Source organism: Planotetraspora silvatica, from assembly GCF_016863315.1.
Taxonomy (GTDB): Bacteria; Actinomycetota; Actinomycetes; order Streptosporangiales; family Streptosporangiaceae; genus Planotetraspora; species Planotetraspora silvatica.
Genome location: NZ_BOOQ01000052.1, coordinates 21,926 through 34,880, shown reverse-complemented (window position 1 = coordinate 34,880; position 12,955 = coordinate 21,926). Strand labels below are relative to the sequence as shown.

15 protein-coding genes and 1 pseudogene are annotated in these 12,955 nt (G+C 67.4%); 4 read left to right on the top strand and 12 right to left on the bottom strand.

Features of this window, described 5'->3' with window-relative positions:
* Nucleotides 1-82: 82 nt before the first annotated feature.
* The 6 genes from Psi02_RS33920 to Psi02_RS33895 all read right to left on the bottom strand — a co-directional run bounded on the left by Psi02_RS33920 (nucleotide 83) and on the right by Psi02_RS33895 (nucleotide 5,307).
* Complete coding sequence (locus tag Psi02_RS33920) at nucleotides 83-988, bottom strand: AraC family transcriptional regulator (protein WP_203979951.1); 906 nt, start codon at nucleotides 986-988, stop codon at nucleotides 83-85.
* Complete coding sequence (locus Psi02_RS33915; protein WP_203979950.1) at nucleotides 985-1,743, bottom strand: phytanoyl-CoA dioxygenase family protein; 759 nt, start codon at nucleotides 1,741-1,743, stop codon at nucleotides 985-987. The genes Psi02_RS33920 and Psi02_RS33915 overlap by 4 nt, the downstream gene beginning before the upstream one ends.
* Before the next feature lie 218 nt (nucleotides 1,744-1,961).
* The gene (locus tag Psi02_RS33910; RefSeq protein WP_203979949.1) at nucleotides 1,962-2,489 is read right to left on the bottom strand and encodes a hypothetical protein; all 528 of its coding nucleotides are present in this window, start codon (nucleotides 2,487-2,489) and stop codon (nucleotides 1,962-1,964) included.
* A 339-nt stretch (nucleotides 2,490-2,828) separates the two neighbouring features.
* On the bottom strand, nucleotides 2,829-3,470 hold the full coding sequence (locus Psi02_RS33905; RefSeq protein ID WP_203979948.1) for a hypothetical protein: 642 nt from the start codon (nucleotides 3,468-3,470) through the stop codon (nucleotides 2,829-2,831).
* A gap of 288 nt (nucleotides 3,471-3,758) precedes the next feature.
* The gene (locus Psi02_RS33900) at nucleotides 3,759-4,100 is read right to left on the bottom strand and encodes a hypothetical protein (protein WP_203979947.1); all 342 of its coding nucleotides are present in this window, start codon (nucleotides 4,098-4,100) and stop codon (nucleotides 3,759-3,761) included.
* Nucleotides 4,101-4,404: 304 nt separating this feature from the next.
* Nucleotides 4,405-5,307 (bottom strand): alpha/beta fold hydrolase, encoded by a 903-nt coding sequence (locus tag Psi02_RS33895; RefSeq protein WP_239095393.1) that lies wholly within the window; start codon nucleotides 5,305-5,307, stop codon nucleotides 4,405-4,407.
* Between the two features lie 372 nt (nucleotides 5,308-5,679).
* On the opposite strand from Psi02_RS33895, the gene Psi02_RS33890 reads away from it, so the two are divergent.
* Nucleotides 5,680-5,826, top strand: coding sequence for a hypothetical protein (locus Psi02_RS33890; protein WP_203979946.1), 147 nt, complete (start codon nucleotides 5,680-5,682; stop codon nucleotides 5,824-5,826).
* Here the strand turns inward: Psi02_RS33890 and Psi02_RS33885 are convergent.
* The 6 genes from Psi02_RS33885 to Psi02_RS33860 form a co-directional block, all read right to left on the bottom strand.
* Nucleotides 5,820-6,632: a glutamate racemase gene (locus Psi02_RS33885; protein WP_203979945.1), complete on the bottom strand. Its 813-nt coding sequence runs from the start codon at nucleotides 6,630-6,632 to the stop codon at nucleotides 5,820-5,822. The genes Psi02_RS33890 and Psi02_RS33885 overlap by 7 nt on opposite strands.
* 276 nt (nucleotides 6,633-6,908) lie before the next feature.
* Nucleotides 6,909-7,322: a hypothetical protein gene (locus Psi02_RS33880; RefSeq protein WP_203979944.1), complete on the bottom strand. Its 414-nt coding sequence runs from the start codon at nucleotides 7,320-7,322 to the stop codon at nucleotides 6,909-6,911.
* 99 nt (nucleotides 7,323-7,421) lie between these two features.
* Complete coding sequence (locus Psi02_RS33875) at nucleotides 7,422-8,504, bottom strand: LLM class flavin-dependent oxidoreductase (protein WP_203979943.1); 1,083 nt, start codon at nucleotides 8,502-8,504, stop codon at nucleotides 7,422-7,424.
* A gap of 52 nt (nucleotides 8,505-8,556) precedes the next feature.
* Nucleotides 8,557-9,213: an NADPH-dependent F420 reductase gene (locus Psi02_RS33870; RefSeq protein ID WP_203979942.1), complete on the bottom strand. Its 657-nt coding sequence runs from the start codon at nucleotides 9,211-9,213 to the stop codon at nucleotides 8,557-8,559.
* Entirely contained in the window at nucleotides 9,206-9,724 is a 519-nt protein-coding gene (locus Psi02_RS33865) for a MarR family winged helix-turn-helix transcriptional regulator (RefSeq protein ID WP_203979941.1), read from the bottom strand. The genes Psi02_RS33870 and Psi02_RS33865 overlap by 8 nt, the downstream gene beginning before the upstream one ends.
* A 121-nt stretch (nucleotides 9,725-9,845) precedes the next feature.
* On the bottom strand, nucleotides 9,846-10,670 hold the full coding sequence (locus Psi02_RS33860; RefSeq protein ID WP_203979940.1) for an N-formylglutamate amidohydrolase: 825 nt from the start codon (nucleotides 10,668-10,670) through the stop codon (nucleotides 9,846-9,848).
* 197 nt (nucleotides 10,671-10,867) lie between these two features.
* Here Psi02_RS33860 and Psi02_RS33855 point away from each other — a divergent pair, with 197 nt between their 5' ends.
* The 3 genes and pseudogenes from Psi02_RS33855 (at nucleotide 10,868) to Psi02_RS33845 (ending at nucleotide 12,923) form a co-directional block, all read left to right on the top strand.
* Entirely contained in the window at nucleotides 10,868-11,962 is a 1,095-nt protein-coding gene (locus tag Psi02_RS33855; RefSeq protein ID WP_203979939.1) for a hypothetical protein, read from the top strand.
* Nucleotides 11,963-12,121: 159 nt separating this feature from the next.
* A pseudogene (locus tag Psi02_RS33850) lies at nucleotides 12,122-12,262 on the top strand (SDR family oxidoreductase); the annotation flags it as partial.
* 79 nt (nucleotides 12,263-12,341) lie between these two features.
* Nucleotides 12,342-12,923, top strand: a complete 582-nt coding sequence (locus Psi02_RS33845; RefSeq protein ID WP_203979937.1) for an NAD-dependent epimerase/dehydratase family protein — start codon at nucleotides 12,342-12,344, stop codon at nucleotides 12,921-12,923.
* Nucleotides 12,924-12,955: the final 32 nt, after the last annotated feature.

Sequence of the window (12,955 nt, the reverse complement as noted above, 5' to 3'; positions counted from 1 at the left end):
CTGAGCCCCAGGCAGGGACCCCCCAGGCCCCGATGATTCCGTCGGCACCCCGTGGGTGGGCGCCGACCCGCGTTGGAGATCGCTACAGGTGCAGGGTTCCGCTGCGGGCGCGGTGCTCAAGCGGTGAGTGTCCGTGCAGGCGGCGGAAAGCCGTGCTGAAGGCGCGGACGTCGGGGTAGCCGCACGCCCTGGCCACCTCCGTCACCGTGGGACCCGTGTCCAGCAGCAGGGCGGCGGCCAGCTCGAGCCGCATCCTGCGCAGGGTCGCCATCAGGGATGTGCCTGTCTGCTCGCGGAACAGCCGCTCGGCGTGCCGTTCGGACAGGTGGACGGTGGCGGCCACATCCCTGACCCTGACCGGCCGGCCCAGGTTGTCGGCGAGGTGCCGCCGCATCACCGCCACCACCTGGGACGGCCGGTCCCTGGGTGGCGGCTCGACCTGCAGGTCGTCCTCGTTCGCGAACGCCCTGGCGGTGTCCACCACCAGGGCGGCGCCGAGACCGGCCAGGCCGGCGTCGTACCCGGACCGCACCGGGTCGGCGTACCCGGCGAGTGCGGTGACGACCTCGGCCAGCGAGCCGGTACGGCGCGACACCACGGGACCGGCGGGGTCGGTGAGGCCGGTCCACCAGCCGCGCTCGTCCGGCCCCGGAGCCTCCCGGCCGCCCCGCAGGGTGAAGCCCCAGAAGGCGATGCCGAGCGGGTCCTCCCGGCTCGACTCGATCTCGTGCACATCACCCGGCCTGGCCACGAACACCTCACCGGCGCCGACGTCATGGTGTTCCCCGCCGACGCTGAACCGGCCTGCACCGGTGTAGGCCAGGCAAACCTCGTGGAAGGAGTGCCGGTGCCAGTAGTTGCGCCAGGCGGGCTTGGTGTAGAACCCCCAGCTGACGAAGTCAGCCCTGAACCCTCCGACCTGGCAGGTGTCCAGCAGGCCGGTCAGGTCGGGCAGCCGACCGGCACCGGCCACGTCCGCCAAGCTCAAGCCTGTCTCCTGCCTGTCGGGTCCACTCCCGACAGCATCATGCCCTGCCCCAGTGACCAGTCGTGCGCCCGGACCGCCGGTGGGTCGGCCGGGTCGCGGAACTGCACCAGCCAGGTGGTCCTGGCCTCGTCGCTGACGTTCACACCCGAGCCGTGAACGGTGAGGTAGGAGAAGAACAGCACGTCCCCCGCCTCGGCGGGCAGTGGCATCGCGGCCTCGAACGGTACGTCGGTGAGGTGATGGCCATCCTCGGGGTCGTGCTCCCGCGGCCCCTGGAGGTGGCTGCCCGGCACGACGCGGACGCAGCCCTTGTTCTCCGGCGCGTCGTCCAGGTGGAATATCGCGGCGCCGACCCGATGATGGGTGTGAGGGAAGAACGGGTGGTCCTGGTGCAGCGGGAACGGCGAGCCGTTCTCCGGCGGTTTCACGAACAGTTTGGTGTGGTGCAGTTGCACGTTCGGCACCCCCAGCACGGCCGCGGCGACCGAGGTGAACCGCTCATCCACCAGCAACCGGGAGAACGCCGCCGCGTAGAACTGCGCGTCATGCAGGTGCTGCAACCGCGTCGGCGCACCGGCCGTGAGCGCAGCGGCCGAACCCCAGGTCGGGTCCTCGTCTCGGTCCTGCTGCCCGAGCAGGTCATGGGCGACCCGGCGGTACGCCGCCGCCTCATCCCTGGTCAGCAGGCTCTTCACCAGAACGTACCCGTGCTCGGCGTAGTGGCCGGCGAGGGTTCGCAGATCGATCGTGGTCATGGTCATCGCGTCCTACTGTCGTGATCGATATGGACACTTCGTGATCGATCACGACAGTAGGAAGCCGGTGCTCGCCGCGACAGGCTCACAGCGGACAGCGATGTTCGTAAAACGGACAAGCGATCGACACTGCTCCGGCCTGCCGAGGCATCAGGCCTGGCCTTGCGCTCATGAGTCCGCCCGACGAGGTGGGCGAAACCGCGAGCGGGCAGTCGATGTCAGCAGTGCGATGCCTGATAACCGGTGCTGCCCCTGGTCGAGCCGTACGAGTGCGTCGTGCCAGTGCTGTCCGGGTAATACGACTCGATGGCACCCTCCGCGAAGATGCAGTTGTTCGGCGAGTACACCGTCACCGGGCCGGCGTAGTAGTAGTAGCGGCCATAGGTGCCGGGTGACGCGGGATCGCGCTTGGAGCCGATGTTGGTGCAGGAGGTCTTGTTGGGCGTGGTCTGCGAGCACTTCACCAGCACGACGTACATGCCCTTGAGGATGCCTTCGGAATTGGGTCCGGTCGCGACCGTGGCGGCGCAGTTGTTGCCGGTGGAGCTGTCGTAGTAGACGTCCAGGTACGCCATCAAGTCGTCGTACGTATCGTCGCGCATCGGGATGTGCTCGATCCGGCTGCCGCTGCACCCGTTGGCCGCCTGGGCAGGCGCCGACAGCGCCGTGGTCACCCCGACGACGCAGGATGCCGTCAGCAGCAATGCCACGGCGCGGCGACGGATCCGACGTCCTAAGTCGCTCATCACGTTTCCCCTTGTCTCGATACCGGCCGCACGGCTGATATCAGGTACAAAGGCCGATCCATGATCATCGGCCTATCACGGGAAGGATCTTAAAGGACGACGATCTTGGATGATCAATCGGGCTGACCCCGGGGCGGACTGCCTTTCGCTGTGCCATCTGCCAGAGGTCAACGTGATTGCTGACTTCTGCATGCGACCTCCGCATCTTCCGGCGTTCCGAAGGTCTTAGTCACCCGCTTAGTCACATGGATGTGCATCGATGGGCGAGGTTAGACACCCAGGAAGTCACCCAGCTTGACACTCATTCGGCGGCGCGTAGTTGGTGGTCGTCGTCTCGCCCTAGTCCTCGTCGTAGTAGACGGCGAAGGGGTCGTCGACGTCGAGGGGCTCTTCCACGTAGAGCGTGACCTGAACGCTGCTGTCAGGCATGAGACCGGGGACATCGTCCAAGATTCTGTCCCCGCCTGAGGCATGCATGAGCTGATAGATGGCCCGGTCCGCAGCTTGCACATCGGCGGCGGCGTCGTCCTCGGCATCCGCCGGCCATGCCTTCAGGTAAGCCGCCCGACCGGCGGCCATCAGTGCCTCTCGGTTGGTGATCAGGAAGTCGTGGCGCATGAGCACGGCAATGCGCTCGGTGGAGTCGTCCTCGTCCTCGTCCTCGTCCTCGTCCTCGTCGTCGTCGTCTTCGTCGTCGTCGTCGTCCAGATCTTCGAGGCTTGGGGAGGTCCCGGTGAGGTTGAACTGGGCGTCAGCGAAACGGCGAGCCGCTTCTGAGAGTGGGCCATTGAGCGCGAAGATCTCAGGAATCTCTCGCTGCTGCCCTTTCATTCCGCACAGGGCCTCGGTGTGCTGCATCACCCTAGCCGTGAACGCTTCGGCGGCCTCGCGCATCCGCTTCCGGGCCTCGTCCGAGAACTGTTCGACCTCATCAAGATCCGCGCTGTCCTCTTCTGAGTGGTCCATGTCCAAAGCGCCCATAGAGACTCCAACTGATCTAACCTCGACACAAATAGGGCCACAGACTATGACGCTTTCTCATCTGCACGTCCATGCGATCCCTCGTTCTCCCGATGACGGATTCATCCTCGCGGACCCCGGCAAGATCGAGGTTCCCTTCGAGGTCCGAGCGCAGCAGGCTGCACAACTCCGCAGGGCGCTGGGCCGGACATCTTCTTCTTCAGGGAGTGACCTCCAGGGGACGGGACCTGCTGCGTCCTCATGCTCATCGCGTTGGCCTCGACTCCAAGCCATCAAATCTGGTCGTCGCTAAAGCCAAGGGACACCTACTCCCCGGATCCACAGCACGCCCAACGTGGCAGAGAACCAGCCAGCGAAAGCGGCCACCGTACCGATGATCATCGCCGAGCGCACCCGACTCACAGTCATGACGGCCAGCGCCACCAGCGACCCAGGCAGACTGGCGAGCAGGAGTAGCACACAAACAATCACGGCGAATGTGAAAATGTCTGTTCTGGACGTCCTCCAGCACTCCAGCGTCTTAGCGGTACACGACTTGAACGGTTCAGGCTGGTCGGCCACACCTACCGATAAAAATAAAATGACAACTGCCATCGCCGCCGCGAAAGCTCCCGCATACCAGGCGGCCATGACTTTCAGTCCTCGACGAACCGGGGCAGGTCCCGTCGCTCCATCCTGCCGAACCCGTGCATCATCCACGGCGGTCCAACGTATCAACCGGTAAAGCCGGCGGGTCATCGAGGTCGTCGACCACGGTGGCGGATCGAGGGAATTGCAGTGATGTCGTGTCCGCCCACTGCCAGTCGGTCTTCAGCCGGCCTTCGGGTGAATTCCACCAATCACTCGGAATTGTCCGACGTGATCACAACCTCGACCCTTTAGAGAAGGTTCTCGCCGTAAACGTCTCGAACTGCCGAGTGTCGCGGCGTCGAGGTCAACCGGTCAGCGAAACCGTCTCGCCGCGCTGGACGAGGTTCGTGATCAGGGAGGCGAACTCGGGCCACAGTTCGCGGGGCAGGCCGTGGCCCATGCCGTCGATGATCACCAGTTCGGCGCCGGGGATGGCCGCGGCGGTGGCGCGCCCGCCGCTGACGTCGCACATGACGTCGTCGGCGCCGTGGATCACGAGGGTGGGCACCCGCAACGATCGCAGCCGCGCCGTACGGTCGCCCGAGGCCAGGACCGCGACGGACTGGCGTGCCATGCCCAAGCGGTCCCGATCTCGGTCGTAGGAGCGTCCGGCCCGATCGGCCACCCCGGCCTCGTCGAACTCGAACCCGGGGGACCCCACCGCCCGCAAGGCCCGGACCTGCCAGTCGATGAAGCCCTGACGGTCCTCGGGTGGTGCTCCCAACCCGCCCAACTTCGTGAAGTCGGCCTGGCCCACACCGCTCTCCCCGGTGGTGGACATCATCGACGTCAGCGACCGGACTCGGTCGGGATGTTCGATCGCGATCGTCTGGGCGATCATCCCGCCCAGGGACGCGCCGACGATGTGGGCGCTGCCGTACCCGAGCACGTCGAGCAGGCCGACGGTGTCGGCCGCCATGTCCGACAGCGTGTAGGACGCCGACGACACGTCGCCGGCCATCGCCGCCTGGAGATCGGGCACCGGCGCGTCGGGAAAGTGTGACGAACGGCCGGTGTCGCGGTTGTCGAACCGGATCACCTGAAGGCCGCGGCCGGCCAGTTCGGCGCAGAGGCCCTCCGGCCAGTTGATCATCTGTGCGCCGCCGCCCATGATCAGAAACACGGGCGGCGCCTTGAGGTCACCGAAACGCTCATAGGCCACCTCGATACCCGACGGGCCGACATTCAGCGCTTTCTCTTCGCTCACCGATACACCATCTCCTCTCTACGGCAGGCATGAACATACATGTATTTTTCACGAGCGCAATAGGAATTCAATGAATTAGCGGAAAATGGACAACAGGAAAATAAAGATATATAATGAAAGTGGCAAAGGGAATGGGAAGTGTCGCGGCGTCCCCCACCCGGTGCGAATGTGAAATCTGTACGGACGCTTGTGCGAGTTACGCGATACGCCGGCGCCGGAACGTTCGCGGGTCCGATTCCGATGCATGGTCATGCGTTGTTCGGGGACACGTCGCGGCGTTACTGGCCTCGTTCATCCGGCAACAGGCACCGTGGCCGCGAACGGGATCCGCCGACGCCGATGACGTTCGGCCCGCGCATCATGTCGAACTCCGTGACGACGTGGCCGGCGCGATGGCGGCCCTGGCCCGTCGCACCATGGTGCTGCGTCGTCGGCCTGGAAACCGTCATCGTCGACAGCGTCACCACCGGCCTGCCCGCGGGCCTCGGCGTGCGTGAGCGCACCGCGGGTGATCAGTGACCAGGTGTGCGGGCGGCGGCCACCGGCAGGAGGTCACGGGTGATCCGCTCACCTGAGGCGATGGCGCGACCGAGGGGGAACGCGTGTGCGCTCGCGGGTAGCGCTCCGGCATGGCCGCTGAGCAGGACCTCGATGGTCCCGAGATCGGTGTCGGGCCGCTCCGGCAGGTCCAGTCGCCTCAAGGTCTGGCGAGCCACCGCCTCGGCGCTGTCATAGAGAGTGGAGACGGCGGGCAGGCTCGCCGCGATCTCCGCGCTGACCAGCGGGTAGTGGGTGCACCCGAGGACGACTCCCGTGCAATGCTCAGGCGTCCGTCTCGCCGCGGCGGCGATGGCGTCGTGCACGGCCGCGAGGTCTCCGCGCTCCACTGCCTCGGCGAGTCCGAGGCACGCCACCCGCTCGACCGGTTGCCCGTTGGCGAAGGCGCCGATCAGCCGGGCCTGGTAATCGCTCGCGGTGGTCGCGGCGGTGGCCCACACGGCGAACGGCTCACCGGCGGCGGCCGCCGGTTTCACCGCGGGCACCGTTCCCACCACCGGCACGCCGGGCTCGAACATCGCCCGCAAAGCTTCCAGGGCCGTGACGCTCGCGGTGTTGCACGGGACCACGATGGCGTCGATCTCCATCCCGGCGACCGCCTCCGCCGCCGTCAGGACGCGCTGGGTGATGGACGATTCACTGCGCGGCCCCCACGGCATGCCCTCGGGATCCATGCACAGCACGAGGTCGAGGTCAGGACGGAGATGCCGAAGCCATCCCGCCGTCGGGAGCAGCCCCAACCCGGAGTCGATCAACGCAACAGCCATGCCGTTCAACATAGCGGTGCGTCACGAGGCCTCGGCCGGGTCCGGGCGCAGGCGGATGGGTGAGTCCCGCTGCACAGGAGGTCGAGGCACGCGGGTGGGGCAAGGCGCCGCCGCTTTCGTTTCTCATGGAATCTCGGACGACTTCCGTGAGAAACGAAAAAGCCGCGGCTTGCCGACGACGGCTGCGGGAGCGACCGGCCACGGCCGTGGTGGCAAGAGCCGGGCGCCGAATGCCCATCGATCCCGCCGTGCCGCAGCACGTGGGCACGCGCCTGGTCAGGGCTTGAACCCCTTCTGGTCACACCGTTGGCTGAGCGACATCATGAAGAACCCGACGGCGGCCCCCGCAAGCTGGACGTTCGGCTCGCGGCTCGGGTCGGCCGCCAGTTTGTCCAGCTCGTCCTGGTAGGTTTGGCCGCCGCTCTTGATATGCGCGAAGCTGGTCTGAAGATCCTTGTCGTCGGTCTCCAACGCCGCGACTCGGGCGAGTGCCTCGGCCTTCTGCTTGCCCTCAGCGGCCGAGACCGGGGCGCCGCGGTTCAGCGCCCACTGCTGGGGGTCGATCTTCGCGTCCTTCAGGATGGTGAAGGCCTCGGCGCAGGTGTCGGCGGGACCGGGGCCGCCGCAGGCTGTCAAGGAGGCTGCGAGAACGGCAGACGAGGCGAGGGCCGCGATCAGGCGCGTAGGCATGGCGCCAGGATGATCGTCAGTCACGCGCCCCGTCAAGACCGGGCCGCCGCCTTGATCCGGATTCGGCCCCGCCGGGATTTCCGGTCGCCGCAGGGCCCCTCACGCCAGGAGTTCGCGGACGCGCGGCGCGACCTGTGTGCCGTAAAGCTCGATGTTGGTCATGAGCGCTTCATGCGAGAGGCCGCCCATGGCGTATTTCAGGTCGAAGCGGTTCGCTCCGAGTGCGGTGAGGTTCGCCGCGATCTTCTGCGCGACGGTCTCCGGCGACCCGACATAGAGCGCGCCATGAGGCCCGATCTCGTGGAGGAAGGACTGCTTGGTCGGGATCGCGAATCCGCGGGTCTTGCTGACGTGGCGGATGACCTCCAGATAGCGCGGCCAGAACTCCTCGCGGGCCTGCTCATCGGTCGCGGCGACGTGCCCGGGTGAGTGCACTCCGATGGGGAGGGCGGGGCGTCCGAACTTCTCCAGGGCCTGGTGAAAGAGCTGGGAGAACGGCGCGAACCGCGCCGGGGCCCCGCCGATGATCGCGAGCATCAGCGAATATCCGTAACGCGCCGCGCGGACGACCGACTGGGGGCTGCCGCCGACGCCGATCCACGCGGGGAAGGGCCCGGACTTGGTGTGCGGCACGACGTCCTGGTCGCGGAGGGAGGCGCGCGTCTTCCCCTCCCAGGTGACCGGTCCGCCTTTCAGCAACTCGGCGAACAGCTGGGACTTCTCCTCGAACAGGGTCTCGTAGTCGGACAGGTCGTAACCGAAGAGCGGGAACGAGTCGATGCTGGAGCCACGGCCGAGGATGACCTCCGCCCTGCCGCCGGAGACGGCGTTCAGCGTGGAGTAGCGCTGGAACACCCGGACGGGATCGTCCGAGCTCAACACCGTGACCGCGGATCCGAGGCGGATGCGGGTCGTACGCGCGGCGATCGCACCGAGGACCACGTCGCCGGCGGACAGGGGGAAGTCGCCGGTGTGGTGTTCGCCGATTCCGAAGAAGTCCAGGCCGACCTGGTCGGCGAGGACGCCTTGTTCGACGATGTTCCGAATCGTCTGGGCATGCGAGAGCGGGCGGTCGTCACCGTCGTGGGTGACATCGCCGAAGGTGTCGAGGCCGAGGACGAGGGGGAACGTCGCGGGTTCGCCCGCGGAGGCCGGTACGGCGGGTGCCGGTGTTGTGGTCACGTCGAGTCTCTTTGTCTGGTGGTGAATCGGGAGAAGGGGAGCGGTGATCGCTTCAGGCGGCTTCGACGGAGACGGCCCGCACGAACTCGGCCCGGCGCATCGACGCGCCGAAGACGGGGCCGCCGGGTTCGAAGAGGCGGCCGGCGCTCAGGCTCTCCAGCCGGACGGCGTCGTAGCCGATGCGTTCGATGACCTCCGCCACGAGGTCCACAGCGCCCGGGTCGTCACCGGCGACGCCGAGCGCACGGCGTTCCGGCGAGCCCGCCGGCCGGCGTTCTTCTTCGAGTTCGTGGTAGCCCTTGTGATTGAAGGTCTTCACGACCGTCGACTGGGAGAGCCGGAGCTGAACGATCTCGCTGCTGCCGTACCGGCGGTCCTCGAACATCGTCTGAACGCCGTCGGTGGGCGGCCAGTAGTTCATCGTGTCGATGACCAGCTTGCCTGCCACCAGAGTGGGGTCGAAGACCGCGAATTTGTGCAGCGGGATCGCCAGCACCACGATGTCGGCGTCCCTGACGGCGTCGGCCGCCCACCGTGGCCCGGCTCCCGGCGCCAGGATCTGGGTGATGAGCGCGATTCTCTCGGGTTCGCCGGAAGCCGAGATCGTCACGTGGTATCCGGCCTCGATCGCGACCCGTGCGATCACCGGGCCGACGTGCCCGGCGCCGAGCACGGCGATGCGGGGCGACGGCATGGCCCTGTCAGACATGGAGATCCTCTCGGGTGATGGCGGCCTGTTCTGGGTGGAGGTGGTTCTGCAGCGTGCGCAGGATGTCGTCGAGCGCCTCGAACTGCTCAGGCGTCAAGGCGTCGGCGAAATGCCTCTTGACGGCCCGCGCGTGGGGTGCGGTCGCACCCCGGAACATCCGCGTTCCGTCCTCCGTCAGCGACACCTCGGCGCCGCGGTTGTCGGTGGAGCAGTCGTCGCGGCGGATCAGACCGCGGCGCTCCATCCGTCCGAGATGATGGGACAGCCGGCTGCGCTCCCAATCGATCTCCGCCGCGAGCTCTGACGACCGCAGCCGCCCGCCGTTCGCCTCGCTCAACGCCAGCAGCACGTGGTAGTCGGCCGGTGAGAGTCCCGAGTCGCGCAGCAACTGCGCTCCCAGGATTCTGCGGAGCTCGGCGGTCGTGTCGACCAGTGCCCGCCAGATCGCGAGCTCTCCCGCCGACATCCGCCGCCGGGTCGCCGCGCTGGTCACGCGGCCGTCGTCTCTCATGATCCGCACCTCATCTCGTTGACGCGTCAATCATAATTAAGCATATGATTGACGTGTCAATCAAATCTGGGCCCGCTGCCGAACGCTACTCATGGAGAACCTCCGCCTCTTCGGCCCGAGGTCAGAGTGGGTGCGCTGCGGCGGACGACACCGTGTCGACGAGGCCGGCCAGGGCCGCGGCGAGACGGTCGACGCCCTCGGTGGGCGGCCCGCCGGGCTCGCTCATGTAGGTGTCCCGGCGGATCTCGATCATGAGCGCGGTGACCGCAGGCTGCAGCCCGTAATGCTTCAGTGGCACGTAGCAGCCGGCGAAGGGGGTGTCCAGGTCGATGTCGCCGAAGCCGGCGAACGCGTCCCGCGCGGCGCGCACCAACTCGGGCGGAGTGTGGAAGGAGTCCGTGCCGAGGCAGATCGCGGGGCGTGGGCCGTCGCCGTGCAACTCGTACGGCAGTGGCCGGCTGGGATAGGAGTGCACGTCGATGACGACGGCGTGACCGGTGGCGGCCAGTCGCGCGTCGACCAGGTCGGTCATGGCGGCGGCGTACGGCCGGTAATGCCGGGCCAGGAGAACCTGGTCACGGGCGTCGTCCTCGTGGCGAAGCCGTCGGCCGTGCGCGGTGCGGGTGTAGACCGCGGCCATGCCGGCGGCGCGCATCTCCTCACGCGCGTCGGGAAAACGTTCGGGATCCACCACCAGCCGGGAGTACCGGTTCTCCAGAAGCCATGGCGTGCGGGTGGCGGCGGCCGCGGCCCGGGCGGCGATGAGCCCGGTATGGGCGTCGGTCATATGGTCCAACTCCACGGCGAGGGCGTCGTCGTCGAGGAGGATGCTGCGACGGGCGGCGGCGGTCAGGGCGCGGGAGCCGTGCGGGACGTGCAGAACCACGGCGGAGGTCGGCGCGCCCGCCAGCACGCGATAGACCGGTTCGACGTCATCGACCGACATGTCTTGATCGAAGCTTCGGGGGCTCGCCACGGGGTCACCGTACCCGTCCTGACCGTCGCGTCCTTCCGGACGAGGCGGTGATCGACGACCGGGCGCGCGCCGGGCCCGACCCGCGTGGAGGACGCGGATCCGGGACCGAGTCGTCGGTCGTCGTAGGGTTCGGACGGCAGCCATACTCCTTTCTCCCAGGAGCACCGATGAACGTGAGCGAGCAGTCGCACAGATCCCCCTCGGCCTGGCGTGACGTTCGTCGCCACCTCAACGAGCACCGTCACGAGCTCGCCCGAGCCGCCGACCGGCTCTATCCCGATCTGCCCAAGGTCGGATCGACGCACCTGCTGACCAGGCAGGAATGGACGCCGGCTCAGCCCGTCGAGCTTCATCGGATCGGCCTGCGATGGGTCGACCGGCCTGCTCCCGCGGCCGTGACCGGTCACGAAGCGGAGGCCAGGTCCGTGCTCCCGCCGGGCATCTCGTCGTACGCCCAGGCGATGGAGGCTCTGGACCGGCCCAAGCTGTTCGAGAACCGCACGTGCTACCGCCTGCTCGATGTGGCCTGGCCGGAGATGAGCTTCACCCGCGGCCACTACTTCGACGGCATCGACGTCGGCGAGACCGTCGCCCACGAGTTCGCGGCGGCCAGGCTCCTGAATGAGACCGGGCTGCCCTTCCGCGGGCTCGTCGCCGACCCCACCCGCCTGGGCTCCCGGGTCGCGCTGCCCGCGGTGTCCATGCTGACGTTGCGGCGCGACAGCCACACCGGAGCCATGACGTTCGTGCTCCACTGGCGTGACCCCGCCCGGGTCGCGCACGGGGGCGGGCTCTACCAGGTCATGCCTGTAGGAGTGTTCCAACCGGCCGAGGAGGACCCCCACGCGGAGACCGCCGACTTCGACCTGTGGAAGTGCGTGGTCCGCGAGTACGCCGAGGAGTTCCTCCAGCGATCGGAGGTGTACGGCGCCGCCTTCGACTACGAGACCTGGCCGCTCTACCGGCAGTTGACCGACGCCCGTGAGGACGACCGGCTGCGGTCCTTCGCCCTGGGCGTCGGAGTGGACCCCCTCACCTTCGCCACGGACATCCTGGCGGTCACGGTGATCGAGGCGAGCACCTTCGACGCCGTCTTCGGCGACATCGCCACCTCGAACGAAGAAGGACGGGTCATCGGCGCGAAGGGCATCCCGTTCGATGACGACTCGGTGAGCCGGTACGTCCATCACGAGCCGATGCAGGCGGCCGGCGCGGCCGTTCTCGAACTCGCATGGAAGCACTGCAGAACCCTCGTCTCCTGACCACGCTGCCCGTCGACCTCGTGGGCCGTTTCGGCACCCCGCCCAGCACCGACGTCCCCCTGCGCAAGGCCGGGGCAGGGTGAAAAGAGTGTGGGCCTTCGAACAGGCGATGGGGCTCGCCTGGCGTGGCACTAGGAGCCGCCGGACCCCGAGACCCTCAAGGCCATGCTCGGTTCGCTGTCCCTGCGGCGCATGGGCCACCCCGACGAGATCGCCGCCGCGATCGTCTTCCTGGCGAGCCCCGCCGCGTCGTACGTGACGGGCGCGGTGCTGGACGCCCACGGCGGCTACAACGCCTGAATCGGAAATGGACCTGACTTGACCCCATAGGAGGCAGTGTCTAGGTTCTAACTACTAAATCATAAAGTCAGGGGGGATCATGAGGATATTTCTTGCCGGTGCGTCCGGCGTGATCGGGCAGCGGCTGATTCCTCGGCTGGTTCAGGCGGGGCACGTGGTCGGCGGCATGACGCGCTCGTCCAGCAAGACGGATTTGCTGGCTCGGCTCGGCGCCGAGCCGATTCTGTGTGACGTCTTCGACCGGGACGCATTGATCCAGGCGGTTCGCGACTTCAATCCGGACGTCATTTTGAACGAGCTGACCGATCTGCCGGACGAGGTGGAGAAGATCGGTGATCACGTGGAGCTGAACGCCCGCATCCGGACCGAGGGCAACCGGAATCTGATCGAGGCGGCACGGCAGAGCGGATCGCCGAAGATCCTGGCTCAAACCGTCGCCTGGCAGTTGCCTGACGGACCCGACGCCCTGGCCGTCGCCGAGCTGGAACGTTCCGTCCTCGCCGAGGGCGGCGTCGTGCTGAGCTATGGGCAGTTCTACGGGCCCAGCACCTACAACGAACAGCAGATCCCCGCGGAGCCTCGCGTCCAGATCGATCGGGCCGCCGACCGCACGGTGGAACTGCTGGACGAGCCGTCGGGCGTCGTCGTCATCACCGACTAGCCGATCGCGATCCGTCCGTCGGAACCATTCGA

What these genes read in the sequence shown, in the direction of transcription:
- Psi02_RS33885 (WP_203979945.1), bottom strand. Translation starts at nt 6,632, where the DNA reads ATGGCTGTTGCGTTGATCGACTCCGGGTTGGGGCTGCTCCCGACGGCG.
- Psi02_RS33855 (WP_203979939.1), top strand. Translation starts at nt 10,868, where the DNA reads ATGAACGTGAGCGAGCAGTCGCACAGATCCCCCTCGGCCTGGCGTGAC.
- Psi02_RS33860 (WP_203979940.1), bottom strand. Translation starts at nt 10,670, where the DNA reads ATGTCGGTCGATGACGTCGAACCGGTCTATCGCGTGCTGGCGGGCGCG.
- Psi02_RS33865 (WP_203979941.1), bottom strand. Translation starts at nt 9,724, where the DNA reads ATGAGAGACGACGGCCGCGTGACCAGCGCGGCGACCCGGCGGCGGATG.
- Psi02_RS33910 (WP_203979949.1), bottom strand. Translation starts at nt 2,489, where the DNA reads ATGAGCGACTTAGGACGTCGGATCCGTCGCCGCGCCGTGGCATTGCTG.
- Psi02_RS33915 (WP_203979950.1), bottom strand. Translation starts at nt 1,743, where the DNA reads ATGACCACGATCGATCTGCGAACCCTCGCCGGCCACTACGCCGAGCAC.
- Psi02_RS33845 (WP_203979937.1), top strand. Translation starts at nt 12,342, where the DNA reads ATGAGGATATTTCTTGCCGGTGCGTCCGGCGTGATCGGGCAGCGGCTG.
- Psi02_RS33870 (WP_203979942.1), bottom strand. Translation starts at nt 9,213, where the DNA reads ATGTCTGACAGGGCCATGCCGTCGCCCCGCATCGCCGTGCTCGGCGCC.
- Psi02_RS33900 (WP_203979947.1), bottom strand. Translation starts at nt 4,100, where the DNA reads ATGGCCGCCTGGTATGCGGGAGCTTTCGCGGCGGCGATGGCAGTTGTC.
- Psi02_RS33905 (WP_203979948.1), bottom strand. Translation starts at nt 3,470, where the DNA reads ATGGGCGCTTTGGACATGGACCACTCAGAAGAGGACAGCGCGGATCTT.
- Psi02_RS33880 (WP_203979944.1), bottom strand. Translation starts at nt 7,322, where the DNA reads ATGCCTACGCGCCTGATCGCGGCCCTCGCCTCGTCTGCCGTTCTCGCA.